The following is a 24,527-nucleotide window of genomic DNA, read 5'->3' as shown; positions in this document are numbered from 1 at the left end:
TCGGGTGTGGTTGCAAGCGGCGGGGGGAGATCGGAGTGGACATGGAACGGCCCCTCGCGCGTGCGAGGGGCCGTTGCAGGTACCGCATGTCCTGTGCCGCCCGGAAGCGGCCGTGGACCGATGGCTCAGAGTCTGATGCGCAGGCCGAGGTCTGCGGTCATGCCGTACCGCTGCTCGTATGCTGCGAAGCTGGTCTTCTGGTTGATGTCCAGCTCGTTCTCACCCGTGATGTTGTTCATGTTGAAGAAGAGCTGCATGCCGTACCATGGCAGTTCCTGCTTCACCGAGAGGTCCCAGCGGGTATATTTCGCCGAGTTGACGCGGTTCTGCATCCAGAAATCCGGCTTCTTGAAGATGTTGTCCTGATACAGCATCGACACGCGCGCCGAGAATCCCATGTAATCGTAGCCGATGGTCAGGTTGAGGATATCGTTCGGCTGGTTGAGCAGGCGTGTCGTATAGGCGGTATCCAGACGGGTGGTCGTTGCATTGCCATCATCGTCGTACGTCACCGACAGTTCGCTCCTTGGATAGCTCGCTTCGGAGAAGATGTGCGTGTAGTTGATGTTCAGGACCAGGCCCGTGAACGGCTGGGGCAGGTACCAGAAGTGTGTCTGCCATTCGGTCTCGATGCCGTACACATCGATCGCAATGGGGTTGTTGATATAGGTGTTGAATTCGAAGAGTTCGCCGCTGGGGGCGGGCAGGTCCGGATACAGGCTCACGTTGGTCACATAGGTCTTGGAGAAGAAGATGAGGTCCTCGATCCTCTTCTTGAACCCGTTCAGTGTCAACAGGCCGATCTCATTGGAGTGAAACGCAGCGACGAGGTCCAGATTCTGGGACCGTGCAGGCTTGATCCGGTAGTTGTTATAGGAGATGAAGCCGGTCCCGATCAGGTAGCGCGGCGTGATCGTGCTGTAGTCGGGATAGTTCAGGGTGTTGGTATAGGCAAAGTGGAACTGCAGCCATTCGAACGGGGCATACCGAAGGTGGAGCATGGGCAGCCAGTAGCCGTGCGACATGGTGACGGTCGTATCGCCTCCCTGGATTCCGCCGGGAACGAGCTTGCCGCGCACCCCGGTATATTCGGTTGCCAGGTTCTGGTAACGCACGCCGGGAAGGATCGTGATCTGGTCGCCGAGGGTGAAGGTCGCCATGGCGTACGCCGCGCTCTTATCTTCCATGCCGTCGTAGTCGTTGATGACGTTGCCGAGGTCATTCGGCTGGTATCCTCCGCGATCGCCGACCTGGGCCGTTCTCCGGGCAACAGGGAGGAGTTTCCACATCATGTCGATGCTGATAGGCAGGGTCAGATCGTAGTCGCCGTTCAGGAACGTCCCGTAGCGATACGGATCATCGATGAAGTTCAGCATGCTCAGGAGGCTGCCGCTGGTGATGAGCGACGGATAGGCCGCCCGGAATGCGTTCAGCATGGCATCCTCGCCCCACGTCGATCCCGAACTGGTGTTGAAATCGTACGCGCGCGCGCACGGCGCTGGTAGAAGCCGCCGAACTTCACCTTTGCGGAGACCCAGTCGAGAAGCTGCATGTCCGTCTGCAGGTCCAGGCTTCCGGTGAGTGTGCGTTCGCGCGACAGGGTGGTGGATGTGGAGATGGCATCCTGATAGGATGTCGCGGGATTCGGCTTGATGAGTTTCGCGAGGACCTGCGGTGGGAGCTTCGTCAGGTCACCGAGGTTGTTCAGCCCGGCGTCCTGCTGACGGAAATTGAAGTACAGGTCGTCAGGGCTGCGGGATTCAGAGTAACTATGTGAGAGTTTGAGGTCGACATGGAAGAGCGGGATCTCCTGTTTCACGCTCAGCATGTTGCTGATGACGTTGAGCTTGTCCCGGGTGTCGCCGGCGGTGTAGTTCACCCACCGGTTGCCGGTATTGATCACCTGCCCCCTGTTGAGTGCCCGCGTGTCGCTCGAGCTTCCGAAGTTCATCAGCCCGATCTCGCCGGATTCGTGCTGATAGTCGAGCACGAGAGTCCCTCCGACCCGCTCCCTCGTGCGGTTCACATCGGTCAATTCAAGGGTTGACAGATCGGGGATCCCGGCGTCGCCGTGGATCTTGTCGCTGAGGTTATATCCCACACCGAGGTTGTGTGAGCTCAGGTTCCTCTTTTCTGTGGATGCCTGGAAGAACACGCCGAGGGCATCATCGAGGAACCGTTTTTCAAGAGAACCGACGAACCGGTAGTCGGAACGGGTACTCTTCAGGTCGTTGAATCCACCCTGGACCCGCAGTTCGACATTGGGGAGCCAGGCGAGGTCGGGATCGATGAGTGACACCCTGCCCCGGGAAGCTTTGCGCAAGCCGAAGTTCACAACGCCGCCGATCAGCGTCGCATCCATATCGGGGGTAATGGCTTTGATCACCTCGATGCCGCCGAGCATGCTTGAAGAGATCATGCTCAGGTCCTCGGCGCGGTCGCCGAGCTGGTTGGATTGTGATTCCTGGGCGTTGCGGTCGCCTGATGTGAGGTTGTTCGTGGAGGCGACATCGCTCGGCAGTTCGACGCCGTCAATGGTGACCTGATTGAACTGCGGCGAGAGTCCGCGTATGACCACCTTCGCGCCTTCACCGCCTGTGCGGATGAGGGAGACGCCGGGGAGGCGGCTGACGGATTCTGCGGCATTGGCGTCGGGCAGTTCCTGGATGCGGGCGGCGGACACGACGTTCATGACCGGCATTGAACTGAGTTGCTGATTGATCGCTTCCTTCTGCCCCGCGGCCTGGGCGGTGACGACAACGGTCTCGCCTTCGATCGCTACCGCGGAGAGATCAAAATCCTTCCGTACATCGGATCCTTCGGGTACCGTGACCGTCACCGTGACGGTCCTGTATCCGACGTAGGTGATGCGGAGAGAGTGCGTGCCGGCGGGGATATTGCGGATGATGTACTTCCCGGAGATATCCGTTGTCGCCCCCATGCTTTTGCCGACCAGAAGGATGTTCGCACCCGGCAGCGCGTCTCGTGTTGACGCATCTTTGACGGTGCCGGTCATGTTCGATGATCGTTGTGCCTGTGCGGTGACGACCGTGCACAGAGCGAGGATCATCGCCAGAGCCAGGGGATGCAGTAGCCGTTGCACCATGGATTTCTCCTTTTCGCGGAACAGTGAGGGGGTCTACAATTCAGATCAGAATATCAGGGAATTCGGACGCGCGATCCCGCGGGGTGGTCATGAGAGGAATGGTACCGAGACCCGCTAGGAGGAATTAGTTTGGCTTAACAACGAATAATATCATGAATACTGTTCTCATTGTCAATATGGGCCAAATCAATCGTTTTCAGGAGAGCTTGATGTCGCCACGGAAGCCCCCGGACCTGCACGTGACATCATGTACCACGCCGATGAGGCACAGAAATGCCTGAATTCGTGGGTTCTGAACCGGCAGTGGGGGGAATAACGGTGTGGAAACCGCGTCTCTCACGGATAGATGCGGAGGATCACTCCTCCATCCACACCTAAACCTGCTTCCGGACCAAGTATCAGGAGTGGGGCGATCTCACATCCGACTTCCAGGAGGGTGCGGGGGATCATATATGCAAGCCCCACCGGCGCCCGGACCGCCAACCCCGCCTCCTGGACGACGTAGCCGAAGACCCCGCGCCGGCCATCGACCCACCGCTTGCCAAAGCCGATCGCCAATCCCGCCCCATACGAAAAAACGAGACGGCGTTCGCCGAACGGACGCGACAGCCAGAGATAGTCGGCGTGAAGGCGCATGCGGTCGAACGGCGAGAACCCCAGGGCTCCGTCGATGGCATTGCGATCGCTCAGATGATATTTTGCCGAGATCCCCGTCGGCTCTCCCACGATGAGCCCGATGCCGAAAGGCCCCTGCGCATGCGTGGTATGCGGTATGAACGCAAGAAGACAGCAGGCAAGCAGACAGCACACAGCGGTACAGCGCATGGTCCATCCCTTCATGTTCTCTCCCTCACCCAATGAGCGGTATCCGGGGGAAAAAGTCAATGCGTCCTGCGGCAGGTTGACGAACGGGCAACCGCGGCCACCATCACGCGTGTGAAGGGGTTGCCGGTGCGCGGGATCATGGGTGAGGCCGGGTGATCATCCGGAGTGGGCCTCGAACTCCGGGGAATCAGTCGGCAGTGTCGGACTGGATGTTCTTCTTCGATTTCCGCGGGGCTTCTCTGGGCAACGAAGAAACAGCATCGGAGATGCTCAGAACGAGCTCAAATGTCGCCTGGCACCGCCGATTCGAACAGGTTTGAAAGAACGATCGTCTGCTTGCACCGCGGACGGTCTTGAGTTCTCCTTTGCCGCACGTCGTGCACACACTCATACCAAGCCCTCCTGGTTGTCGAGCTGCAATGTCGCATTTGTATGTTACGCCGTTGTTACGGCAGTGTGAAGAAATCGTTGTGTCGTTCTGCGGCACCTCACCTTCGTATCGCTCAGGCGCCTCTCGCCGTTCCGACCTCCCTGTCAAATATCCAACTGAAGCGATCGGGGGCGGTCAGGATCGTTGCGCGTTCGGCGAGCAGGCGATAGCGCGTGGCCAGTCCGCACAGGTAATCCTGCGACCGCGCAGCGATATCCGAGAGTCCGGGCAAGTGCTCGACATCCCAGTGCTTCACCAGGCTTTCGACGATGTCCGCATAATCCATGGCGGTGTACACGCCCGTGCGCTGGGCCACTCTGGAGAACCGGAGGAAGAGGGATTCGCTGATGCCGTCGCGCATCATGACCGCAGGCATGACGATCTTCCGCTTCATCATCGTCGCGAACGCGATGATCGCTCCGACCGGATCGATCTCGAAGATCCGGGCCATGAACAATTTGTACGCCTTCTCATGCCGGGCCTCATCTCCCGCGATCATGCCGCAGATACGGTGCAGGGTGTCGTCCCCGGCACGGAGTGCCAGGGTGCCGACATTGCGATGCGAGATCTTGGTCGCCCACTCCTGGAAGGATGTGTAGATGAACCCGAGGTACGGATCGTTCTCTGTCTGCGGGTCGAATCCGGCGTTGATCAGGTGATGGATGGTGACCTCGACGGCCCGCATGTCCACGCGGCCGGAAAGGTACAAATATCGGTTCAAAAGGTCTCCGTGACGGTTTTCCTCGGCTGTCCAACCGCGGCTCCATTGGCTCCATGGGGAAGCACTCACGCCGGTCTCATCCGTAAGGCCATTGAGCCGGTTGATCCAGGTCTGGTAGGTCGGCAGGGCTTCTTCCGTCACCATGTCTCCGACGAGTACCACGAGGAGGTCATCCGGCAGGTTCCGTGCCCCCGCCTGGATCGCATCCACGCGCTCTTTCCAGTCCGGATCGGACATTATGGGGAGGAAATCTGATGGTTGCCAGCTCGTTTCGATCGGTTTCAGGAGCGATCCGATGTTTTCACCGACGTATCCCTCGATACTACGTATCACTTCAAGCTTATTCATCATCAAGCGCTCTATGGATGTTGATCTCCTAACGGTTGAACACACGTGAGGAGAAAGTCGTTCGCCCACAATGAAGAATTCCCCTGATCCCGGGCCGTCAGAACCGCCTCACCAGTCAGCCCATACCCCGCCGGGCATGCCCAAAGCTTGCCTTTCGGCGTCGAAGGGCGTAGATTCCATGGTACCGGCAGGTGGAAAACGAGGCCCGCCGGGACGCCCCTCTGCACTCGCATCAATCGCACCTCTATAATAACGAGGAGATCTCAGGTGATCACCGGACCCCGATCCATGGGAATTGTCCTTGCCGGCGTGCTGGCTTCCGTGTGCCTTTCGATGGCCTCTGGTGCCATGGCTGGTGAGGCCGGTACGCCTTCGACGGCCATCCTGAGCGGAGCGATCTCCCCGGGCGAATTAGGCTCTACTCTGGCAGCTCCCCGTGCATGGAATCCGATACCTGCATTCTCCGCCAGGGAGAAATGGCGGTCGCTTCCGGCACCTGTCCGCGAAGCGTACGTCCGCGCCGGCGAAGGGCTGCTCCATTGTCGTTGGCCCGAGCTGCAGGCAACCGGTTTCCTCGAGTATGTCCGCACCGGCGACCGGAGCAGGTTCCAGACAACGATGTTCTCGCGCAGGCAGCAGCTTGCGACTCTGGTCATCGCTGAGTGTGTCGAAGGGAAGGGGAGGTTCCGCGATGACATCATCAATGGCATCTGGACGATCTGTGAAGAGAGCTACTGGGGCGTTCCCGCACATGTCGGCATGCAGCGTGCCGGGTCGGGATTGCCCGATGTGGAAGAACCTACCGTAGACCTCTTTGCCGCGGAGACGGCCTCGCTGCTGGCGTGGACGTCGTATCTTCTGCATGACTCTCTCGATGCGGTCACACCGCTCATCAGTGCCCGTATCGCCCATGAGGTGGAACGCCGCGTCAATGCGCCGAACCTCGACCGGGATGATCTCTGGTGGATGGGGTTGACGCCCAAGCGGGTGAACAATTGGACCCCCTGGATCTGTTCGAACTGGCTCAGCGCCGTACTCATCCTTGAGAAGGATCCCGGCACACGCGTGCGGGCTGTCACGAAGATCATGCAGTGCCTCGACCGGTTCCTGGACACCTACGAGGATGATGGCGGTTGTGATGAGGGCCCGGGGTACTGGGGCCGCGCCGGTGCTTCGCTGTTCGATTGCCTGGAGATGCTTCACTCGGCCACGCGTGGCCGGATCGATGTGTATGCCCATCCGCGCATCCGCGAGATCGGGAAGTTCATTGTCCGCGCGCATATTGCGGGCCCCTGGTTCGTGAATTTCGCCGATGCGCCGGCACGGCTACAGCCGGACGCCCCGACGATCTTCCGGTACGGGCGGGCGATCGGGGATGCGGACATGGTAGGGTTCGGTGCGCACGTGGCGCGGGGGCAACGCCTGGGTGAGGGGATCGTCCCCGGTCAATTCGGGGTTCTGGGGCGGGTGCTGCCGGCCCTCTTCGTCCTGCAGGACCTGCAGAAGGCCACACCATCCGATGCGTGCCTGCGCGATTCATGGTTCCCCGGCATTCAAGTCATGATGGCCCGGTCCGCAGAAGGGACAGCGGAAGGATTCTTCCTGGCCGCACAGGGTGGCCACAACGACGAGAGCCACAACCACAACGACGTCGGCAATTTCATCGTCTCTCTGGATGGTGAGCCGCTGATCATCGACGTCGGGGTGGAAACCTACACCTCGAAGACATTCAGTGCTCAACGGTACTCCATCTGGACCATGCAGTCGGCGTATCACAATGTGCCAACGGTCAACGGCGTATCGCAGAAGGATGGCCGCCGGTTCGCCGCACGGGAAGTGGAGTACACGACAACCGATGCGCGGGCATCGCTCCGCATGGATATCGCTGGAGCGTATCCTCCCGAATCTGCCATCGGGTCGTGGCGGCGTATGGTCTCTCTCGACAGAACGAATGCCGTTGAGGTACATGACACGTATGCGCTGACGGCCATGAAGGAGCCGGTCCGCCTCTCCTTGATGACATGCCGTGAGCCGGATGTCTCGGCGGCGGGACGGATCCAGCTCAGCCGATCCCTTCGTGGTGGAGAAGGAACGGCGGCGGATATCCGGTATCCCCCGGAACGGTTCACGGTGCGGGCGGAAGAGATCAGCATCACCGACCCCCAGTTGCAGTCGTCGTGGGGGAACCGGATCTGGCGGATCACACTGACGTCGACATCCCTCTCGCTCACGGGCGAGCACATTCTGAAGATCACTCCATCGCGCTGAAGCCAGAGAGACCGTATGAAGTCCTTGATGATCAAAGCAAGTTGTGCCATGCTCCTCCTTGTCGGACAAGCCTTTGCTGCCGGGCCGGGCGATCCGCCTCTCCGTGACGTCGTCCGCCACGCTCTGGATGTGGCACGTACGCAGAGTGTGGCAATGGCGGCATCGCTGCAAGACCGTCCGGGCCTTCTGCCGCGGACCCTTGCGAAGGACAGCACGCTGGTCACCTGCGCGCCGGACTGGTGGACGAGCGGTTTCTTCCCCGGGGTATTGTGGTATCTCTACGAGGATACGCGGGACACGGCGATCGCCTCGCTGGCGCGGGCATTCAGCGCCCGCGTGGAATCGCAGAAGTATGTGACGGGACACCACGACGTCGGATTCATGATCTTCTGCAGTTTCGGGAACGGGTACCGGCTCACGCACGACCCGTCGTACCGGGAAGTGATCAGGACGGCGTCCACATCGCTGAGCACGCGGTTCCATCCGACCGTCGGCGCCATCCGTTCATGGGGGCCGTCGCCGTCCACCAGCAAGTGGCAGTATCCGGTGATCATCGACAACATGATGAACCTGGAGATGCTGGAGTGGAGCGCACGGGAGTTTGGCACTCCCGCCTTCGACCGGATCGCGCGCGCGCATGCGACCACCACCATGCAGCACCACTTCCGCGAGGACCTGAGCACATTCCATGTCGTCTCGTACGACACGCTCACGGGCATACCCGAGAAGAAGCAGACCCACCAGGGCTACAGCAATGGCTCGATGTGGGCACGCGGGCAGGCATGGGGGCTCTACGGATTCACGATGATGTTCCGGGAGACGGGCGATACGGCATATCTGCGCCGTGCTGAAGGGATGGCAGACCTTGTCATTCATCATCCGCACTTCCCGGCCGACGGGATACCGTACTGGGACTACGATGCGCCGGGGATCCCTGACGAGTTGCGGGATGCATCCGCGGGGGCGATCATGTGTTCGGCCTTCCTTGAGCTCAGCCGGTACGCAGACCCTCTGCGGGCTGCAGCATACCGGGCCGTCGCGGAAACGCAGCTCCGGACTCTCGCGTCGCCAGCGTATCTTGCCGCGAAGGGGACCAATGGCAATTTCATTCTGCGTCACGGTGTGGGCCATCGGCCTGCAGGTTCGGAGGTGGATGTGCCCCTCACCTATGCGGACTACTATTTTGTTGAAGCACTCATACGCTACACAACGTGGTCGGAGCCCGCGGACCGGCGCTGATCCGGTTCTTATGTTCGTGATCTGGTAAGTCCCGCAGGTGTGCGCGGGTACTCGGGAGCACACCACTGGCCAGAAGGTCGGCCGAACATCACACAGAAGGAGGAGTCATGGGACGGAACATTGTGGCAGTGGCGGGACTGGTGTTGTGTCTGGGCATTCTGCAGGATGCGCGGGCACAAGGGATCACGATCGATACGGGTGATGTGAAGATCCTCTTTTCCCCGGGGGCAAGCCTTCCACAGAGGGTGGATACGTTGACGAGGAGCGCGGACATCGGGGCTCCGGGAGCAACGAGTTGGGATTTCACAAAGCTTCGGTCGTCATCGGTCACGCATCTGATCGGCAAGGTGCCTTCCGCAACGACGTATGCAGCCGACTTCCCTGCGGCCACCCACGCATTGCAGGATACGGCGTTCACCTTTTCATTCGCTTCGTCCACATTCGGCACGATCCTGCTGAAGGGGTCAGGGGTGCTCTATTATACTCTGGCCGGAGGGAAGCTGAACAACGCCGGGTTCAAGGGATCGGGGCAGGCATACATCTTCGGGAATCCGTATCCAGCGAATGGGGCGTGGCTGAATTCTCCGCCTGCAACGGAACTGACGTTCCCCCTGCAGATGGGGACCTCATGGAACTCAGAGTACACAGAGTCCATCTCCGGGTCGGTGTTCGCACTTGGTCAGAATATCCCTTTTGGCCCGGTCTACAATATTCATTCCATTGTTTATAGTGTGGATGCGTATGGCTCCCTGACGTTGCCTGATGGTTTGTCCCGTGATGCGCTGCGCATCAAGAAGACCGATCACTACGTGAATGGCACCATTCCCGGGACCCGGGTGGGCTACATTATCCGGGCACGGGACGGATCGTCGGTCCAGTTCTCGGTGGATGATACGACCGCGGTCAGTGGAACGGTCGGCATCGCCAATGTGATCTGGTCCGAGGGTGAGGCAGATTTCCCCGTCCCCATCACGCTGGCGCAGTTCACCGCGCGGGCCGACGGTGATGGTGCAGTGCTCGTTGCATGGGCGACCGCCTCGGAGACGAACAACTTCGGCTTCTACCTGCAGAGGAAGCGTGGGGACGATCTGGCATTCGCAGACGTTCCCGGCGCGTTCGTCGCCGGTCACGGGACGACCGTCCAACCGCACAGCTATGCCTTCACCGATGCACCGGGTGTGCCGGCCGAATGGTGGTACCGGTTGAAGCAGGTGGACCTCGACGGTTCGGTGCGGTATTCCGATCCGGTCCGTGTCGAAGGTGTGACGGCGGTGAACACCACGGTACCGGTTGCCACCTACCTCGCCCAGAACTATCCCAATCCCTTCAATCCATCCACGACGATCGGCTTCGGGATCGCGGGGACTGCACACGTGAGCCTCCGGGTGTTCAACGCACTCGGGCAGGAGGTTGCGGTGCTGCAGGATGGAGCAATGGAGGCCGGACTGCATGCGGTGGCCTTCAATGCACATGCACTGCCGAGCGGGATGTACTGGTACACGCTGCAGGTTCGCACTGCAGACGGTGTCGCCGGACCGTCGTTCAGGGCGACGAAGCAATTGCTCCTGGTGCGGTGAGACCCCGACGTCCGGTGTCGTCGCCGTTCATATGCCATCTAACGCACGAACGCAGAGCGCCTCCCCTGGCGCTCTGCGTTCGTTGTGTGGTGCGGATGTCAGCACCAGCTATTTGACGAGCATCATTTTCGCTGCCCGGGTGAAGCCAGGTGTTTCCAACCGATAGATGTAGAGGCCACTGGCGAGGCCCCGTCCGTCAAAGGTCACTTCAAATGCACCTGCAGGCACCACATCCTGCACGAGTGTCGCCACCTTCTGGCCCAGGATCGAGTAGACCTCGAGGCGGACGAACTGGCTCTGCGGCAGAGAGAACCTGATGCGGGTGGCCGGATTGAAGGGGTTCGGGTAGTTCTGCTCCAGTGCGAAACCCTGCGGGAGAAGTTCTCCGGCGATCACGGGCTCGACGGACGTCACCGGGAACGAGGACGAGTAATTGGTATACTGCGGATCGAAGTTCGTCCAGCCCGCGGTCCACTGCTGGCTCATGGATTTTGCCGGATCGAAAGCGCCACGGTACGTCGTGACATCGAATGCCGCAAGGCGCAGGTTCGAGAAGGATGCAGACCCGATCAGTGGGGAACCGGTTGCGGGCACCGGGTTCGGTGCGTTCAGGCTGCGCAAGTCGGTGAGACCGAGTGCACTGATCGCCCGCGGTGCGGAGCCGCTGTTGGCAGAAGCCGGGGCATCGAACCATGCCGTCACACCCGCCCACTGCGACGAATCATGCACGGAGGAAGAGTTGTTCGGCCGGGCGCTCGCAGAGAGCGTCACATTCCGGACCTGGAGTGAATCGGCATTCGCAGCGGCGATCGTGTTGACGTCGCGCACGCGGAATCCCCACGGGTAGCCACCGATCGCTGAATTGTAGATGCTGAGCCGGGTCGACCGGCGGAGCAGGGCGCTGTACTGGAACTTGTTGCCTGCGGGCAATCTGCCGACCAGCGAATCGGTGCGTTCCGGTCCGACAAGTGTGACGTTGGAGAACTGTGCTTTCGTCCAGGGTTGGTCCGTGGATGTGGCCGAAGCATCATTGTCGGATTCGAACCCGTTGCTCTCACCGGTCGGATCCCACTGGTTCTGATCGCGAAGGCCGAACGCGAACTGCACGTTCCCGGCATAGCCGAAGTCGGTATCGAACTCATCGTCCGTCCCGCCGAATGCCACGAGGTACTTCGGATTCACCGTGCCGCCGAACCACTCGTAGGAGTCGTCGTCAGCGTAGCTGACCTGGATATGGTGGATCTCCGTGCCGGCGCCGACGCCTCCCATCGTGAGGCCATTGACCTCGTTGTTCAACTGGAAGCGGTAACCGCCGAACTCGACGCGCACATACCGGAACACGCCGCTGTTGTCATTCACGTTGTTGCCGCCGTAACTGCCGCCGATGATGCCCCCCTCGATGAGGGGATTGACCTTGTTGGCCGGTGCGCTGCCCAGGATAAGGATCCCGCCCCAGTCGCCGGAGCGGCGCTGTCCGGGTGCTTTGTTGCTCGTGAAGACGACCGGCCGGTCTGCCGTGCCGGTGGCGAAGATCTTCGCGCCGCGCGCGATCACCAGGGCCGCACCGGTATCACCCTTGATCACGGTCCCTGCGGGGATAGTGATCGAGTACGTGGAATCCACGTAGACCAATCCGGTGAGGACATACTGCGAGTCCGCCGCAAGCGTCCGGTTGGCCGTCAGATGATACGCGGTCCGTCCGCTGTTCAGGCCCGGGCCGATGATCGCCTGTCCCTTTGCTTTGATCGCACGATAGTTCGTGTTCTGCGGATCGAAGTTCGTCCATCCTGCCGTCCACTGCGCTGACATCGGCTTGCCGGGTTCGAACGCCCCACGATAGGTCACGACATCGAGTCCGCTGAGTGCGGCGGCGCTGAAGCTCGCGCTCCCGGCGAGTTCCGAGCCGGTCTGCGGAGTAGGATCAGGAGTCTTGAGGTTCGCGAGGTTCGTGAAGCTGAGAGCCCCCGGGTTCCGCGGTGAAGAACCGGTGTTCGCGTAGGCGGGGGTATTGAACCATGCCGTGATGCCGGCCCACTGAGCCGAGTCGTGCACGGAAGGCGAGGTGCCGGGTTTCACACTTGCTGCCAGACTGACATTCCGGATCTGCAGGGAATCGGCATTTGCCGCGCTGATGGTATTGACGTCACGCACCCGGAATCCCCACGGATAGCCGGCGATAGCGGCATTGTAGAGGCTTTGCCGGGTCGACCTGCGGAGCACCGCGCTGTACTGGAACTTGTTCCCTGCGGGCAGCTTGCCGACGAGCGAATCGATGCGTTCGGGGCCGATCAGGGTCACGTTGCTGAAGACCGCCCTGGTCCACGGCAGGTCGGTGGACGTCGCGGACGCGTCGTTGTCCGATTCGAAGCCGTTGCTCTCGCCGGTCGGATCCCATTGATTCGGGTCACGCAGACCGAAGGCGAACTGCACCTTGCCGGAGTATCCGAAGTCCGTGTCGAACTCGTCGTCCGTACCACCGAAGGCAACGAGGTACTTCGGACTGACCGTGCCGCCGAACCATTCGAAGGAATCGTCATCGGCATAGCTCACCTGCACATGGTGCACCTCGGTGCCCGTGCCAACGCCGCCCATGGTGAGGCCGTTCACTTCGTTATTCAACTGAAAGCGATAGCCGCCGAACTCGATACGGACATAGCGGAAGATGCCACTGTTGTCGGTCGCATCGTTGCCACCGTAGCTGCCACCGATGATCCCCCCTTCGATGAGGGGATTCACCTTGTTGGCCGGAGCGTTCCCCAGGATCAGGATCCCGCCCCAGTCGCCGGAGTGCCGCTGGCCCACCGGCTTGTTGCTTGTGAAGACGATCGGACTGCTGGCACTGCCCATCGCGAAGATCTTTGCGCCGCGGGCGATCACCAGAGCCGCACCGGTATCACCAAAGACCACCGTACCGGGCTGGATGGTCAGGGTGAAGGTGGAGTCGACATAGAACAATCCTGTCAGGACATATGCCGTATCCGCCGACAGCGTGATATTGGACCGTTGATGGAATGCGGTCCGTCCGGCATTGAGGCCCGGGCCCAGGACCCGTTCCGGCAGCTGTGCGAAGAGCGCTGCTGCGGGAACGATCAGCACGGCGAGTAGCAGGGTGGAAAACCGTTTCATACCACTTCTCCTTACGTCGTTGTGTGTGAAGTCGCTGTGTCGGGCATCCGATCACAGCCCCTAGAAATTGAGTGACATTGCAAGTGTGTAGGAACTTCCCTGGCTCCAATACGCGAACGGTACACGCTCTTCACCGCTGGTCAGGATCCGTTCCTTGTTGAAGACGTTCTTTGCGCTGAGCTTTGCTTCGAGGAAACCGAACAGCGGCTGGCTGACGCTGATGTCCACCATGTCGCGCGGTTCCTCATAGACATCGTAGTCGCGCACGTCGCCGACGGCGCTCAGCCGGCGCCCCTGTTTGTTCAGCATGATGCTTGCGTTGGTCCCGAGCGACGGATGCGTGTAGTACACCCCCAGGTTTAGGGTCCAGGGTGCCTGCCCCTGCATCATGCGGGTCGCTGTCGTCCGAATCACGTTCCCCGTTGCGTCGGTGCGGGCGTCGGTATACTCGACATCCGAACGGACGGTCGTGTAGTTCGCCATGATGGTCACATTGTCCAGCATCCCGGCAAGGTGGCCAAGGGACAGGCGGGCCTCGAACTCCCAGCCGGCGTTTCTGGCGGAGGGAGAATTGAACCAGGTCTTGACGTACCGGTCGGGGGCGGCCAGGAGGCGTTCCTCGATCGCGTTGGACATCGTTTTGTGGAAGTACGAGATCGCGATCACCTCTCCGGCCCCGGGGAAGTATTCGGCCCGGATGTCATTGTTGTGCACGTACGCGCGCTGCAGGAAAGGATTGCCGATGGTATTCTGGTCGGTCTTGAAATCGAGATAGAGCACGTTGGCGAGTTCACGGAACTCCGGCCTGTTCACGGACTGATAGTGGGCGAGCCGGATGTTGAATGCGTCGAACGGAGAGATCTTGATGTTCATCGATGGGAGCACATCGGTCGCCTGCAGCGTCGTGGTGTTCAACGTCGGGTCGTCGATCGCGGCCGGGGAAGTGACATGCTCCTCGAAGTTCTCCAGCCGGGCGCCGCCGTTGATGCGCACGCTGGTTCCGGCCACGGCGAAGTCCACATCCGCCATGGCATAGTATCCATTCAGGCGTTGGTCGCCATCGTAGGCGCCCGTGAACGTAGACGCTTCGAGGAACTGAAATTTGCCTGCGCCGAAATTCTCTGCGGCAAAGATCTGGTCTGCCGGAAGCAGGACGAGAGAGAAGTACCGGGGGTCGCGGCCGGGGAGGGTGGAGAATGCCCGTATCCCGAAGGCCCGTTCCTTCATCTCGACGGTCGCACCGGCCTTCAGTTTCAGCGTGGGGAGACCGAGGGACAGGTCGACGGTGGCGCCGCGTGTGCGTTCGTTCAGCTTCGACCATGTGCGGTAGTTCTCGCCCAGCGAGAAGTCGTTGTCCGACCCTTCCGTGTACTCGAGCTGCTTGCGGTCGGGTTCTTCGGCGCGGGAGGAAGAGGAGAACATCTTCCAGGTGGCCTCGACACCACCCAGCGCCGGCAGTGCATGGTCGCCGCTGACCTGCAGGAGGTACAGGGAACGCTGGTCCCAGGAGATCGATTGACGGCGGGAAAGGCTGCCCGCGATGTTCGTCCCCGAGGAGACCGCGACATTGTCCTGCGCAGATTGATTGTAGCTGTTGCGCATGCTGAACTTGTGGTTGGCGGCGAGTTTGTAGTTCAGGTCGAGGAGCCCCGTCCAGAGGACGTTGCGGGTGTACGAATTGCCTGAGAACTGGAACACCGGAAGGCCGCCATACACGTAGGTCGGTGCTTCACGGAATTCCTGGGTGCTGTAGGAATTCGCATACGAGAGTGCGGCCACCGCACCGGCCTCATCGTCGCCGATCTGCAGCCGGTCGCCGTAGGAAAGATTGAAGGCACCGTTCACCGGTGCGCTCTGTTGCCGTGCACCCCATGAATTCGGCAGGCTGCTCGCGAGCTGTGCACCCGTACCCGCGGGGAGTCCCCGGCTGCCATCATCCATTCCGGTCCAATCGCTCGCGCCCCCCTGTGAACCGCGGAACTCCTGCCCCGTTGTGACGGAATTGTAGGTGCTCGAGAGGCCGATCCGGAACACCCGCTTCGATGGGAAATCCAGAGTATTCACCTGGACCATGCCGCCGGAGAAATCACCGGGGAGGTCAGGGGTGGCGGTCTTGACCACAACCGTATTTTCCAGAAGGTTCGCCGGGATCATGTCGAACGCGAAGCTCTTCCGATCGACATCCGTGTCGGTGCTGGTCACCGGCACCCCGTTCAACATGGTGCCGTTGTAGCGGTCGGTGACGCCGCGGACGTAGACGAACTTGTTGTCCACGATCGTCAGCCCGGTCACGCGTTTGAGTGCGTCACCGGACGTGGCATCGGGAGTCCGCTTGATCTGTTCGGCACTGAGGCCATCGCCGATGGACATCGCCTTCTTCCGGGTAGAGAGGATGGCGGCTTCGCTGGAGAGCACACGCTCCGCGGTGACGACCACTTCCTCGGCTTCGAATTGTTCGGCTTTGAGCGTGATCTGCAGGGCAACGGGACTCGTGGCGGCCACCTGGATGCCCTTCACGATCTTCGTGGCATAGCCGACGAACGTGACCCTGAGGTCGTAGGTCCCGAACGGGACAGTGCGGAGGGAGAACCCGCCAGTGATGTCTGTGGTTCCGCCGCGCGTTGTACCGACGATCAGGATGTTCGCGCCGACAAGCTCTTCGCCGGTGGATTCATCCCATACTCTCCCGGCGATGGTTCCGGTGGTTTGTCCGAGGGCGGTCACCGTCGCGAGCACGGTCATGATCCCGAAGAGGATGGCGAGAGAACGTCGTGAGATTGTGGTCATGGTCACACTCTGTACTTTGGATGATGGGTCGAGCCGGCAATACCCTTGTCAGGGAATCCGCCCGCGCGGGTGTTCCAAGGTACAAAGCCCATGTTATGCTAGTGTTACCGAATCGTTACCACATCCTTAAGTATCCATGACAGCGGAATTCTGTGTTATGTTCGTGTTAAGAAATTGTGAGGACAGCGCCCAGGTGTCCCTGACGGCCATGTCAGGCGTTCACAACGGAACAACGGGGAAGAATCGATATCCGATACCTTTGAATGTCCGAATCCACGCGCCGTGCCTCCCGAGCTTGGTCCTCAAACGGGAAATATGTCCATCCAGGCTCCGGGAAGATATGCTCTGCGTGTGCAAGCGGATCGTCGCCAGGAGAACATCGCGCCGGATCACTGCCGAGGAACGCATCAGGAGCGTGCGCAGGATCCGGAATTCGGTCCCGGTCAGATGAATGCGCTCGTCAGCGATGAAGACCAGTTCGCGTTCGATGTCGACCCGTAGTTCACCGATGCAGATGGTCGTCTCCGGGCCGCGTTCCTGTTCAGTGCCGATCCCGTAGGTGGGCTGCAGAGCCACCGCGGTGGAACGTGAATCAGGTAATTGCATTCGAGCCCCGCCTGCTAGTCAGCGATGCAGTGGTAAACACTGTGCACAATGTAGCAGGAAGGTGTTACGGGAGTGTTACTGGAGTGTTAACGAATCGTAATGATGTTGTGCGGACGATCGCCGGGGTGGGCGACTCCGCGGGATGCTGCGGGCGTTGTTCCCGCGGCGTGTGATCAAGGATGCGGGTGGGGTATGGTCGGTGCAACGATCGCGATCACACGATCGGCAACGGGGCGGTCCTGATTGCTGACGAAGAGAAGTCGGGAGGCGAGTTCAGCCGGACGGTTGCGGATCACGTTGAATGCGGACGCGAACAATTCCGCCGGATCATCCTCGGGATGACCCCCGAATCTGGCGTTGCCGGCATATTCTCCGTCGCGAAAGATATAGAACAATGCGGACCGTTGCATGGCCATCCACGTGCTGTCGAGTGATTCCCGCAGCTGTGGAGGGAGCGTGTGAAAGTACCGGTGGCCGAATTCATGCGTGACGGCCGACCGGCAGACTTCGGGCGAGGCATACATGTAGAAGTAACTGCTGGAAATGAACAACGCCTGCCCCCGGATAGCCGCCTCTCCGAGGTTCGTGAAGGTATGGTCGATCGACAGGGTGTCTATGCGCAGTGAGGGGGGCAACGGCCGGTTCAGGGTATCGATGAGAAGGGCCAGGGATCGTATCTCGCCGCCATAGGTCGCATAGAACGTCGCGGGATCAAAGCGCCGGTACAGGTTCGCGATGCTGTCGGGATCGAGCGGCAGGAGGACGTCCAGCGACCGCAGTTCTTCGATCTGGCGGAGTGTGACGTCCCCCGTCCACCCCGATGCGTCATTCCTTGATACCTGTTGATGGCACGACAGGAGGGATGCGAGTGCGACCATGATCGGGACCATGGTCACCCCGTGCATGCATGCCCGACGATATTGCGCAAATGTTCGCACAGAGGAATATATCCTCCGTGCGGGTGATTAGCAAGGAAGCATTGGTGCTATGCTGCCACATGTCCCGTTGTGAGCAGGGGCCCGGGAGCGGGGTGTGATGCATCGATCCGGATCGGCAGTTCCCCGAAGGGAACCCGGTGGATCTCTGTTGTGCATCCCGTGGCGTGGAAGTTGATGAGATTGATGTGCAGATCGGGGCTCTCATCGTGGAGGATCGAACCGCCTCCATTGAGGAACCGCACGCCATCCCGCTGATACTCCGCGGACTGGTGGATGTGACCGTGAAGCACAAGGTCGACGTGATGCTGCGCGAACAGCTTGAGGAGGCGGGATTTGCCGCGTAACTTCATGGTCTGCCGTTCGATCGCGCTCCACACAGAATGGACAGCGCCTTCGCGGGCATCACGCATTTTGTGGAAGTGGTGATGGAGCGCGATGATCTTCCTTTTGGGCCTGATCGCAGGGGACGCGAGCAGCTCGCGCAGGGTATCGAAGGACCGGTCGTCCACACTGCCGTTCGAGCCGAGCGGGTTCTTGACGCGGGAGTACGGCGCGATGGTGTTCACGGCGATGACCGCCACGTCGCCGATGATCTTTGCGAACGGGAAGAGGCGCTTCTCCGAGGGCATGATGGCCCCGTGAAAGGTCTCGTGGAAGGCTGCTCCGAATGCCTTGAGCTGTGCCTTCTCGTCCGTTCGCGCGCACCGGCCGGGAAATGACAGCACATCCTCTGCGGTGTGAACGCCTCCGAACACATCGTGATTCCCGATCGCAACGGTCAGGCGCGACGACGTCAGCATCCCCGCCGAAGCAAGCACCGACCGTGCCACCCGGTAGTCCTCCGGGGTACCATCAGCGGTGATGTCGCCGGTGATGACCACATGATCGACCCCCAGTCCATTGACATAGTCCAGGGCGCGTCGTGTCCGGCGGATATGGCTCCGCTTGTGTACAGCACTGAGATGCAGATCGGAAAGATGTGCGATGGTGATCGGTGCTGTCATGCTGCCTTCCTGTGCCGGTGGGTCTTGCGGGCCTGGTGCTCGTTGCGCACATCCCGGTACGATTCGATCATATTCTGAAAGATGTTCTGCCACGACTGCCGGCGGGCGAATTCCAATGCCTGCAGTGCCATGCTTTCGCGGCGCGCAGGAGCGTCCAACAGTTCGGCGACGGCCCTGCGAATGTCTGCCGGATCACGGGGATGGGTGAGCAAGCCGGTCACTCCATGCTGGACGACCCCGGCCGCCCCACCCTCGCGCGCGCAGATAGGGACCGTGCCCGATGCCATGGCCTCGATGATCACATTGCCGAAGGTCTCCGTTGTCGACGGGAAGACGAACAGGTCCGCGGAGGCATAGGCGTGTGAGAGATCCGTTCCATTCAACTGTCCCAGGAATATGGCATCCGGCATCAAGGCTTCCAGTTCGTGCCGGACCGGCCCGTCACCCGCCAGAACGAAGACGATATCCTGACGTTCCCGTGTCAGCTGCGCATAGGCAGCTGCCAGCGTGCGAAGGTCCTTCTCCCACACAAGCCTCCCAGCGAACAGGAGCATCTTCTTGTTCCCGGGAATACCGTGTGCGGTGCGCCAGGAGAACGAACGCGCTCCGGGATGGAATACCGTTGCATCCACGCCGTGCGGAAGGTGTTGAAGGCGGCGGAATCCCTGTGACCAGAGCTCGTCAAGGATCGGCATCGAAGGTACAAAGATCCGGTCGCAGCCGTCATAGAGGTGACGCAAGTACGACCAACCGAAAGGCTCCAGCATGGGTATGTTGTAGTACTTCGCATAACTCGCAAAATGTGTGTGGTAGGTCGCGACCACCGGGATATTGTGCTTCTTCCCGAACCGGACGGCCGCGTAGCCCAGGGAGCATGGGCTGTGAATATGGAGGATGTCGGGCCGGAAATCGAGCACCTGCTTTCCGAAGTACCGCGATCCTGGCGTCGCCAGCCGGTAGTCCGTGTAGAGCGGGAATGCCACCGAGGGGACCTCGATCATCGGGGCGGTCCTCTCACTCTCAGGCGGAACGATGGGGGAGACGAACACGTGATCCACCCCGGCGCCCGCGAGCGCCGTCGTCATGCGGTACAGCACGCGTGTGACGCCGTCATGTCCGGGCCTCATCGTTCCTGCAAAATGTGCTACGCGCATGTGACGTCCTTCGTTAGTGTGACATATGCCTGTGGCCATTGCCTCGATGCCGGTGGGAACCGGTCAGGAAGCCGGCACAGAGGATGAACAGCCCTGCGACCGCGAACCATGGATATGTCATGAATCCTCCGCAGATGTGATGTCCCATGATACATTACACATGTGACCACAGTGTTATGTGCATATTATCAAGGTGTTAAGTCGGGGCAGACCCTTGCAGTTGCCCCGCGGGGAGCGGATATTGGCGTATTCCATGATCATCGCAGGTGACGTGTGCCCGTTTCTGACATCCTGATCTCACTTCTCGCGCGTCGGCTCCGTATCCCGGATGCAGCGGTGCGCATGTTCCGTGCCGCCTCCCGGTTGAGCGGGTTGGATCGATCGACGCTTCCCGTCGAGCTTCTTCCCCTGAACGCTATCCAGATGTCCCGAGGGCTGTTGAATTTCACGGTCTTGCAGACGCTCGAGCGTTGGGTGCTTCCGTATTGGGCAGAACGGCAATACGACCCAACATGCCCGGAGTTCATTCCCCGGTCGCACCTCGGACTGTCGATGAACGTCACACATCGGAACTGGACCGCGGCAGGAAGTCCGGACTGTGCCATCGAGCCTATCGTGGATCCTCACGGTGCGGTGACACTCAAGCCAGACTCGTGGTCGATCGACGTGTGGCTTCGGTCGGGTATGGATGTGCTGTTTCCATCGCGGTGCACGGAGGTTCAGCAATCGTTGCTCGAGAACTTGCCGATCGTTCGCACCACGGGCACGCTGGAGGATCTTGAGATGACCTCGACGGTGTACACGGCTGAACGCACAGCCGTGATCCGGGTCCGCGTGGTGAACAGGGGACGGTCCTCCGTCACCGCGCACCTCGGGGTCGCCGTCAGGCCCTTTAACCCGGAAGGTGTCTCTCTCATTGATACCGTCCGGGTCGATGCATCCCGCAGGCGGGTGTATGTCAACGGTGTCGATGGGTTCACCGTCGACACCCCACCCGCACGGATCCTGATGTCCGACCAGGGGGCGGGCGACGTTGCATGGCGGTTCGCGGGAGGCCGTGAGGACAAGGACGACCTGCAGATCACGTGTGCCTCGGGGCTGGCCACCGCGGTCATGATCTTTGATCTGCTGCTTGCCGCGGCAGAGGAGCGGGAAGTGGTTCTGACATGCCCGCTCGATCACCATGGCACGGCAGAGGCAGAGCCCGTTGCGGCGGTCGTTGCCGGTTGGAAATCGCTGCTGGGGCGTGGGCCCGGATGCCGGGTGCCCGACCATCAGATCGGTGATCTGTTTGCTGCCTCGGAGAGTGCGTTGCTTGCATCGCTTGATGGGACATCCATCTGTCCCGGACCCGCAACGTATCACTACTTCTGGTTCCGTGACGCAGCCTACATGCTCCTGGCGCTCGACCGGCTCGGCTACGGCAGCCTTACCCGTGCCGTCATCGAACGATTTCCTGATGGACAAGAACGGTCGGGGATGTTCCGGTCACAGCAAGGTGAGTGGGACTCCACGGGTCAGGCGATCTGGAGCGTGTGGAACCATGCGGTGCATACGCACGATCTCACGATCGCAGAGCGTCTCTTCCCATCCCTCGCCTCCGGCGTGCGGTGGATCGACCGCAAGCGGATGCGCGCTCCGGATGATCCTCTCCTTGACGGCTTGATGCCCCGTGGACTGAGCGCGGAGCATCTCGGGCTTGCGGACGTGTACTACTGGGACTCCTTCTGGTCTCTTGCAGGCGTGGAGGCATTCGAGCGGATCTGCGCGTTGCTCGGCAGACGTCCAGAGATGGCACACGCGCATGAGCTTGCCGGGGCGTTGCGCCGTGACATCGGGCGCTCCCTCGATACTGCGCATGCACGCACCGGCATCCATGCTATTCCTGCAGGTCCGCTCCGGAACATCGATGCGGGCATGATCGGTTCGGTGGCTGCATGGTACCCCCTGCAGTTGTATGCACAGGATGACCCGTGGATGCGTGCGACGCTGGACACGATCCGGGGAATGATGTTCCGGCAGGGCCTGTTCTACCAGCCCTTCATTCACTCAGGATTGAATATCTACCTCACGCTCCATGTGGCCGGGGCGTTGTTGTACGCGGGGGATGCTGAGGCATATTGGAAGATCCTCACGGATGTCTCGGGACGTGCAACGTCGACGTTCACATATCCCGAGGCGATCCATCCTGTTACAGGTGGCGGATGCATGGGTGATGGCCATCATGGCTGGGCGGCCGCGGAGATCGTACTGGCGGTCAGAAATGCCTTCGTTGCCGAAATGTGGGGCCCTCCATCGGACCCGCACACCGTGCGCTTTCTGAGCGGCATCCCGTGCGCGTGGTTCGATCAGACGAGCCCCTTTGGTGTGGAAGGTGTCCCGATCCCGGAAGGCAGGGTCAGCATTCGTGTCCGACCCCAGGGGGATGCGGTCACGGTGGATCTTGTGTTCCATCGCGGGGGGGTGGTTGGCGAGGGGAGGTGGGTACTTTCGGTGCCCGGCCAATGGCCATGCGTCGAGTGCGACGGCCGGGAGATCGCAGGGCAGCGCACACCGCATCACAGGATCGAGGTCGCGATCCCCGCGCGTTCAGCGCGTATCGTTGTCCGGCGCAGTGCACAGCCCGTCTAGGAGGCGAACACCATCGAATGTACAGGGCCCGGGCGAACCCGGGCCTTGCTATTTCAACGGGGTTGGCTGCATGCCACGCCCCGACTCTCAGGTCTGCGGTGCGTCCCGGTCGAAGTGCGGCATCGTTTGAGGCAGGGGAAGGCTCATTTCCACGAAGCCGGCATATGTACCATTCACATACCATGGTGACTGATAGATCAGTTTTCTGATGCCGTTCTTCTGGATCGTGTAGACGTTCTTCTCTCCGGAGGCGAGCATGGAGGTGAGCTGGGTCCGCGATGGCTCCGGATGGCAGTCGAGAACGTTCCGCCCGATCAGCAGTGCTCCACCATCGTGCTCGAATGTCTCGATCGAACGGCGGTTCATTGCGATGATGACCCCCTCCGCATCGCAGACAGTGATGGCGGCGGGAAATTCTGTGATCCATGCATGGTCGCTCATGACGATTCTCCTGTTCTCCGGTGGTCGTGCTCCCACAATACAGGAATGTAGCTGAAATTCATCACAATCCGAAACGATGGCACTCGTGCGAATCGCTGATCCTTGCGTGAGTTCAGCGCATTCCTTCATAAACCCCTTGAAACACACTCCCAAGTTTTCGATCTTGAGTGTATCGTACACTTTGACTGGAGAATGACCGTGAGACGAATCTGGCCCGTCCTCATCCTTGCCTCGCTCCTCGCCGGATGCGCGGCCTATAAGGAGCTCTCCCCGGATCCGGAAGTGCTGCCCGCGGAGCGGGGATACATTGAACTGAAGAACGGCGATGAACAGTTCACGCTGGACAAGGACGGCAAATATTTCATCACGTTTCCCGCGCCGCCGCGCGACAACACCGTCCTCGTGCTGCACCTCAGCAACAAGTCGATCATCACATCGACCCTGACCGCGGTCTTCGACGACGGCGTGAAGCCCGCCGACCGGATCCTGGACGAGACTGCCGGGTCGGACACGATGAGCGTCTATGCCGTGGACACCCGGGTGTTGACGTTCTACTGGGTCATCGACGCGGTCAAAGCCGATACGCGGCTCACGATGCGTTACCGGTATGCCCCCCGGTGGCGGTTCACGTTCGAGAACAAGTACGCGGAATTCGGCGGGACGCTCCGCGCGAACATCGTCGACCGTCAGACCTATCAGTCGATGGGTCCCGAGTTCATGAGCGATCAGGTCGACCTGAAGAGGGAACGTGCGGGTCTGGATCAGACCACCGGGAACATCTCGGCATTGCGGGATGAGCTCGTCAAGCTGGGGCATTGTTCCCTGCGGAGATCGCCGGCAGCAGGGATACCGCGTACGTGAGCTATACGAAGCTTCGTGCGGCGGTGGACGATGAGCTGAAGTTCCAGACCGAGTACGCGACCGCTCTTGCCTTTTTCGACCGCGAGAAGGACACACGCGGGTCCATGGAAGCGTTTCTTGGGGCTGCGCCGGCGTTCGCGGACTTCTTCAAGCAGTCGGGCTCGCTCCGGAAGCCGGTCGTCGACCGGGCAAAGGCGCTCATCACGGCGCGGCTCGCCGAGGTTCCCGCATACTACGAGAATCAGGTCAAAACGCGGACCGACCTCCGGCCGATCACGCTGAAGCCCGCAACGGCACCTGTCCGGAAATTGTACGCCGCAGTGGGCGAGCACTACCCCGAAGCGCTCCAATCCCTTGAGGAGTTCCTTGCCCGGTACAATGTCGAGGCCGGTGCGCTCGTGCTCGCGAAGGAACGGCTCGCAGAAGTGCCGAAGCTCCTCCAGCGCAACCCGACGTGGTTGTCGG

The 24,527-nt window shown here is 60.7% G+C and carries 17 protein-coding genes; 6 read left to right on the top strand and 11 right to left on the bottom strand.

Features of this window, described 5'->3' with window-relative positions; genetic code table 11:
- Positions 1 to 125: 125 nt before the first annotated feature.
- The 4 genes from IPI01_20085 to IPI01_20070 form a co-directional block, all read right to left on the bottom strand.
- Entirely contained in the window at positions 126 to 1,436 is a 1,311-nt protein-coding gene (locus IPI01_20085; protein ID MBK7260056.1) for a TonB-dependent receptor, read from the bottom strand.
- Positions 1,430 to 3,106, bottom strand: a complete 1,677-nt coding sequence (locus IPI01_20080) for a carboxypeptidase-like regulatory domain-containing protein (protein MBK7260055.1) — start codon at positions 3,104 to 3,106, stop codon at positions 1,430 to 1,432. Before IPI01_20080 ends, IPI01_20085 begins: the two co-directional genes overlap by 7 nt.
- A gap of 336 nt (positions 3,107 to 3,442) precedes the next feature.
- Entirely contained in the window at positions 3,443 to 3,931 is a 489-nt protein-coding gene (locus IPI01_20075; GenBank protein ID MBK7260054.1) for a hypothetical protein, read from the bottom strand.
- A 503-nt stretch (positions 3,932 to 4,434) separates the two neighbouring features.
- On the bottom strand, positions 4,435 to 5,433 hold the full coding sequence (locus IPI01_20070) for an acyl-ACP desaturase (GenBank protein MBK7260053.1): 999 nt from the start codon (positions 5,431 to 5,433) through the stop codon (positions 4,435 to 4,437).
- 264 nt (positions 5,434 to 5,697) lie between these two features.
- Here IPI01_20070 and IPI01_20065 point away from each other — a divergent pair, with 264 nt between their 5' ends.
- From IPI01_20065 to IPI01_20055, 3 genes are all read left to right on the top strand, one after another.
- Positions 5,698 to 7,698 (top strand): heparinase II/III family protein, encoded by a 2,001-nt coding sequence (locus tag IPI01_20065; protein MBK7260052.1) that lies wholly within the window; start codon positions 5,698 to 5,700, stop codon positions 7,696 to 7,698.
- A 15-nt stretch (positions 7,699 to 7,713) separates the two neighbouring features.
- A complete protein-coding gene (locus IPI01_20060; protein MBK7260051.1) occupies positions 7,714 to 8,937 on the top strand; it encodes a glycoside hydrolase family 88 protein in 1,224 nt (407 codons plus the stop codon).
- 107 nt (positions 8,938 to 9,044) lie between these two features.
- A complete protein-coding gene (locus IPI01_20055; protein ID MBK7260050.1) occupies positions 9,045 to 10,514 on the top strand; it encodes a T9SS type A sorting domain-containing protein in 1,470 nt (489 codons plus the stop codon).
- A 108-nt stretch (positions 10,515 to 10,622) separates the two neighbouring features.
- Here IPI01_20055 and IPI01_20050 read toward each other — a convergent pair whose 3' ends face one another.
- The 6 genes from IPI01_20050 to IPI01_20025 form a co-directional block, all read right to left on the bottom strand.
- Complete coding sequence (locus IPI01_20050; protein MBK7260049.1) at positions 10,623 to 13,640, bottom strand: T9SS type A sorting domain-containing protein; 3,018 nt, start codon at positions 13,638 to 13,640, stop codon at positions 10,623 to 10,625.
- A 60-nt stretch (positions 13,641 to 13,700) separates the two neighbouring features.
- The gene (locus IPI01_20045) at positions 13,701 to 16,427 is read right to left on the bottom strand and encodes a carboxypeptidase-like regulatory domain-containing protein (GenBank protein ID MBK7260048.1); all 2,727 of its coding nucleotides are present in this window, start codon (positions 16,425 to 16,427) and stop codon (positions 13,701 to 13,703) included.
- 219 nt (positions 16,428 to 16,646) lie between these two features.
- Complete coding sequence (locus IPI01_20040) at positions 16,647 to 17,033, bottom strand: winged helix-turn-helix transcriptional regulator (GenBank protein ID MBK7260047.1); 387 nt, start codon at positions 17,031 to 17,033, stop codon at positions 16,647 to 16,649.
- A 173-nt stretch (positions 17,034 to 17,206) separates the two neighbouring features.
- Entirely contained in the window at positions 17,207 to 17,923 is a 717-nt protein-coding gene (locus tag IPI01_20035; protein ID MBK7260046.1) for a hypothetical protein, read from the bottom strand.
- A 95-nt stretch (positions 17,924 to 18,018) separates the two neighbouring features.
- On the bottom strand, positions 18,019 to 18,975 hold the full coding sequence (locus IPI01_20030) for a metallophosphoesterase (protein ID MBK7260045.1): 957 nt from the start codon (positions 18,973 to 18,975) through the stop codon (positions 18,019 to 18,021).
- Positions 18,972 to 20,129, bottom strand: a complete 1,158-nt coding sequence (locus tag IPI01_20025; protein MBK7260044.1) for a glycosyltransferase family 1 protein — start codon at positions 20,127 to 20,129, stop codon at positions 18,972 to 18,974. The genes IPI01_20030 and IPI01_20025 overlap by 4 nt, the downstream gene beginning before the upstream one ends.
- A 273-nt stretch (positions 20,130 to 20,402) precedes the next feature.
- On the opposite strand from IPI01_20025, the gene IPI01_20020 reads away from it, so the two are divergent.
- Entirely contained in the window at positions 20,403 to 22,760 is a 2,358-nt protein-coding gene (locus tag IPI01_20020; protein ID MBK7260043.1) for a hypothetical protein, read from the top strand.
- Between the two features lie 87 nt (positions 22,761 to 22,847).
- Here the strand turns inward: IPI01_20020 and IPI01_20015 are convergent, their stop codons facing one another.
- Positions 22,848 to 23,201, bottom strand: a complete 354-nt coding sequence (locus IPI01_20015) for a PAS domain-containing protein (protein ID MBK7260042.1) — start codon at positions 23,199 to 23,201, stop codon at positions 22,848 to 22,850.
- Positions 23,202 to 23,399: 198 nt separating this feature from the next.
- Between IPI01_20015 and IPI01_20010 the strand changes: the two genes are divergently transcribed.
- Positions 23,400 to 24,062, top strand: a complete 663-nt coding sequence (locus tag IPI01_20010) for a hypothetical protein (GenBank protein ID MBK7260041.1) — start codon at positions 23,400 to 23,402, stop codon at positions 24,060 to 24,062.
- Positions 24,059 to 24,527, top strand: a 469-nt coding sequence (locus IPI01_20005) for a hypothetical protein (GenBank protein MBK7260040.1), incomplete at its 3' end; no start/stop codon positions are given. The genes IPI01_20010 and IPI01_20005, both read left to right, overlap by 4 nt.

The sequence above is a fragment of the Ignavibacteriota bacterium genome, from assembly GCA_016707525.1.
In the GTDB taxonomy this organism is placed as follows: domain Bacteria; phylum Bacteroidota; class Ignavibacteria; order UBA10030; family UBA6906; genus JAGDMK01.
Note: the sequence above shows the minus strand (reverse complement) of the source record. Positions and strands in the feature narration are given on the sequence as shown.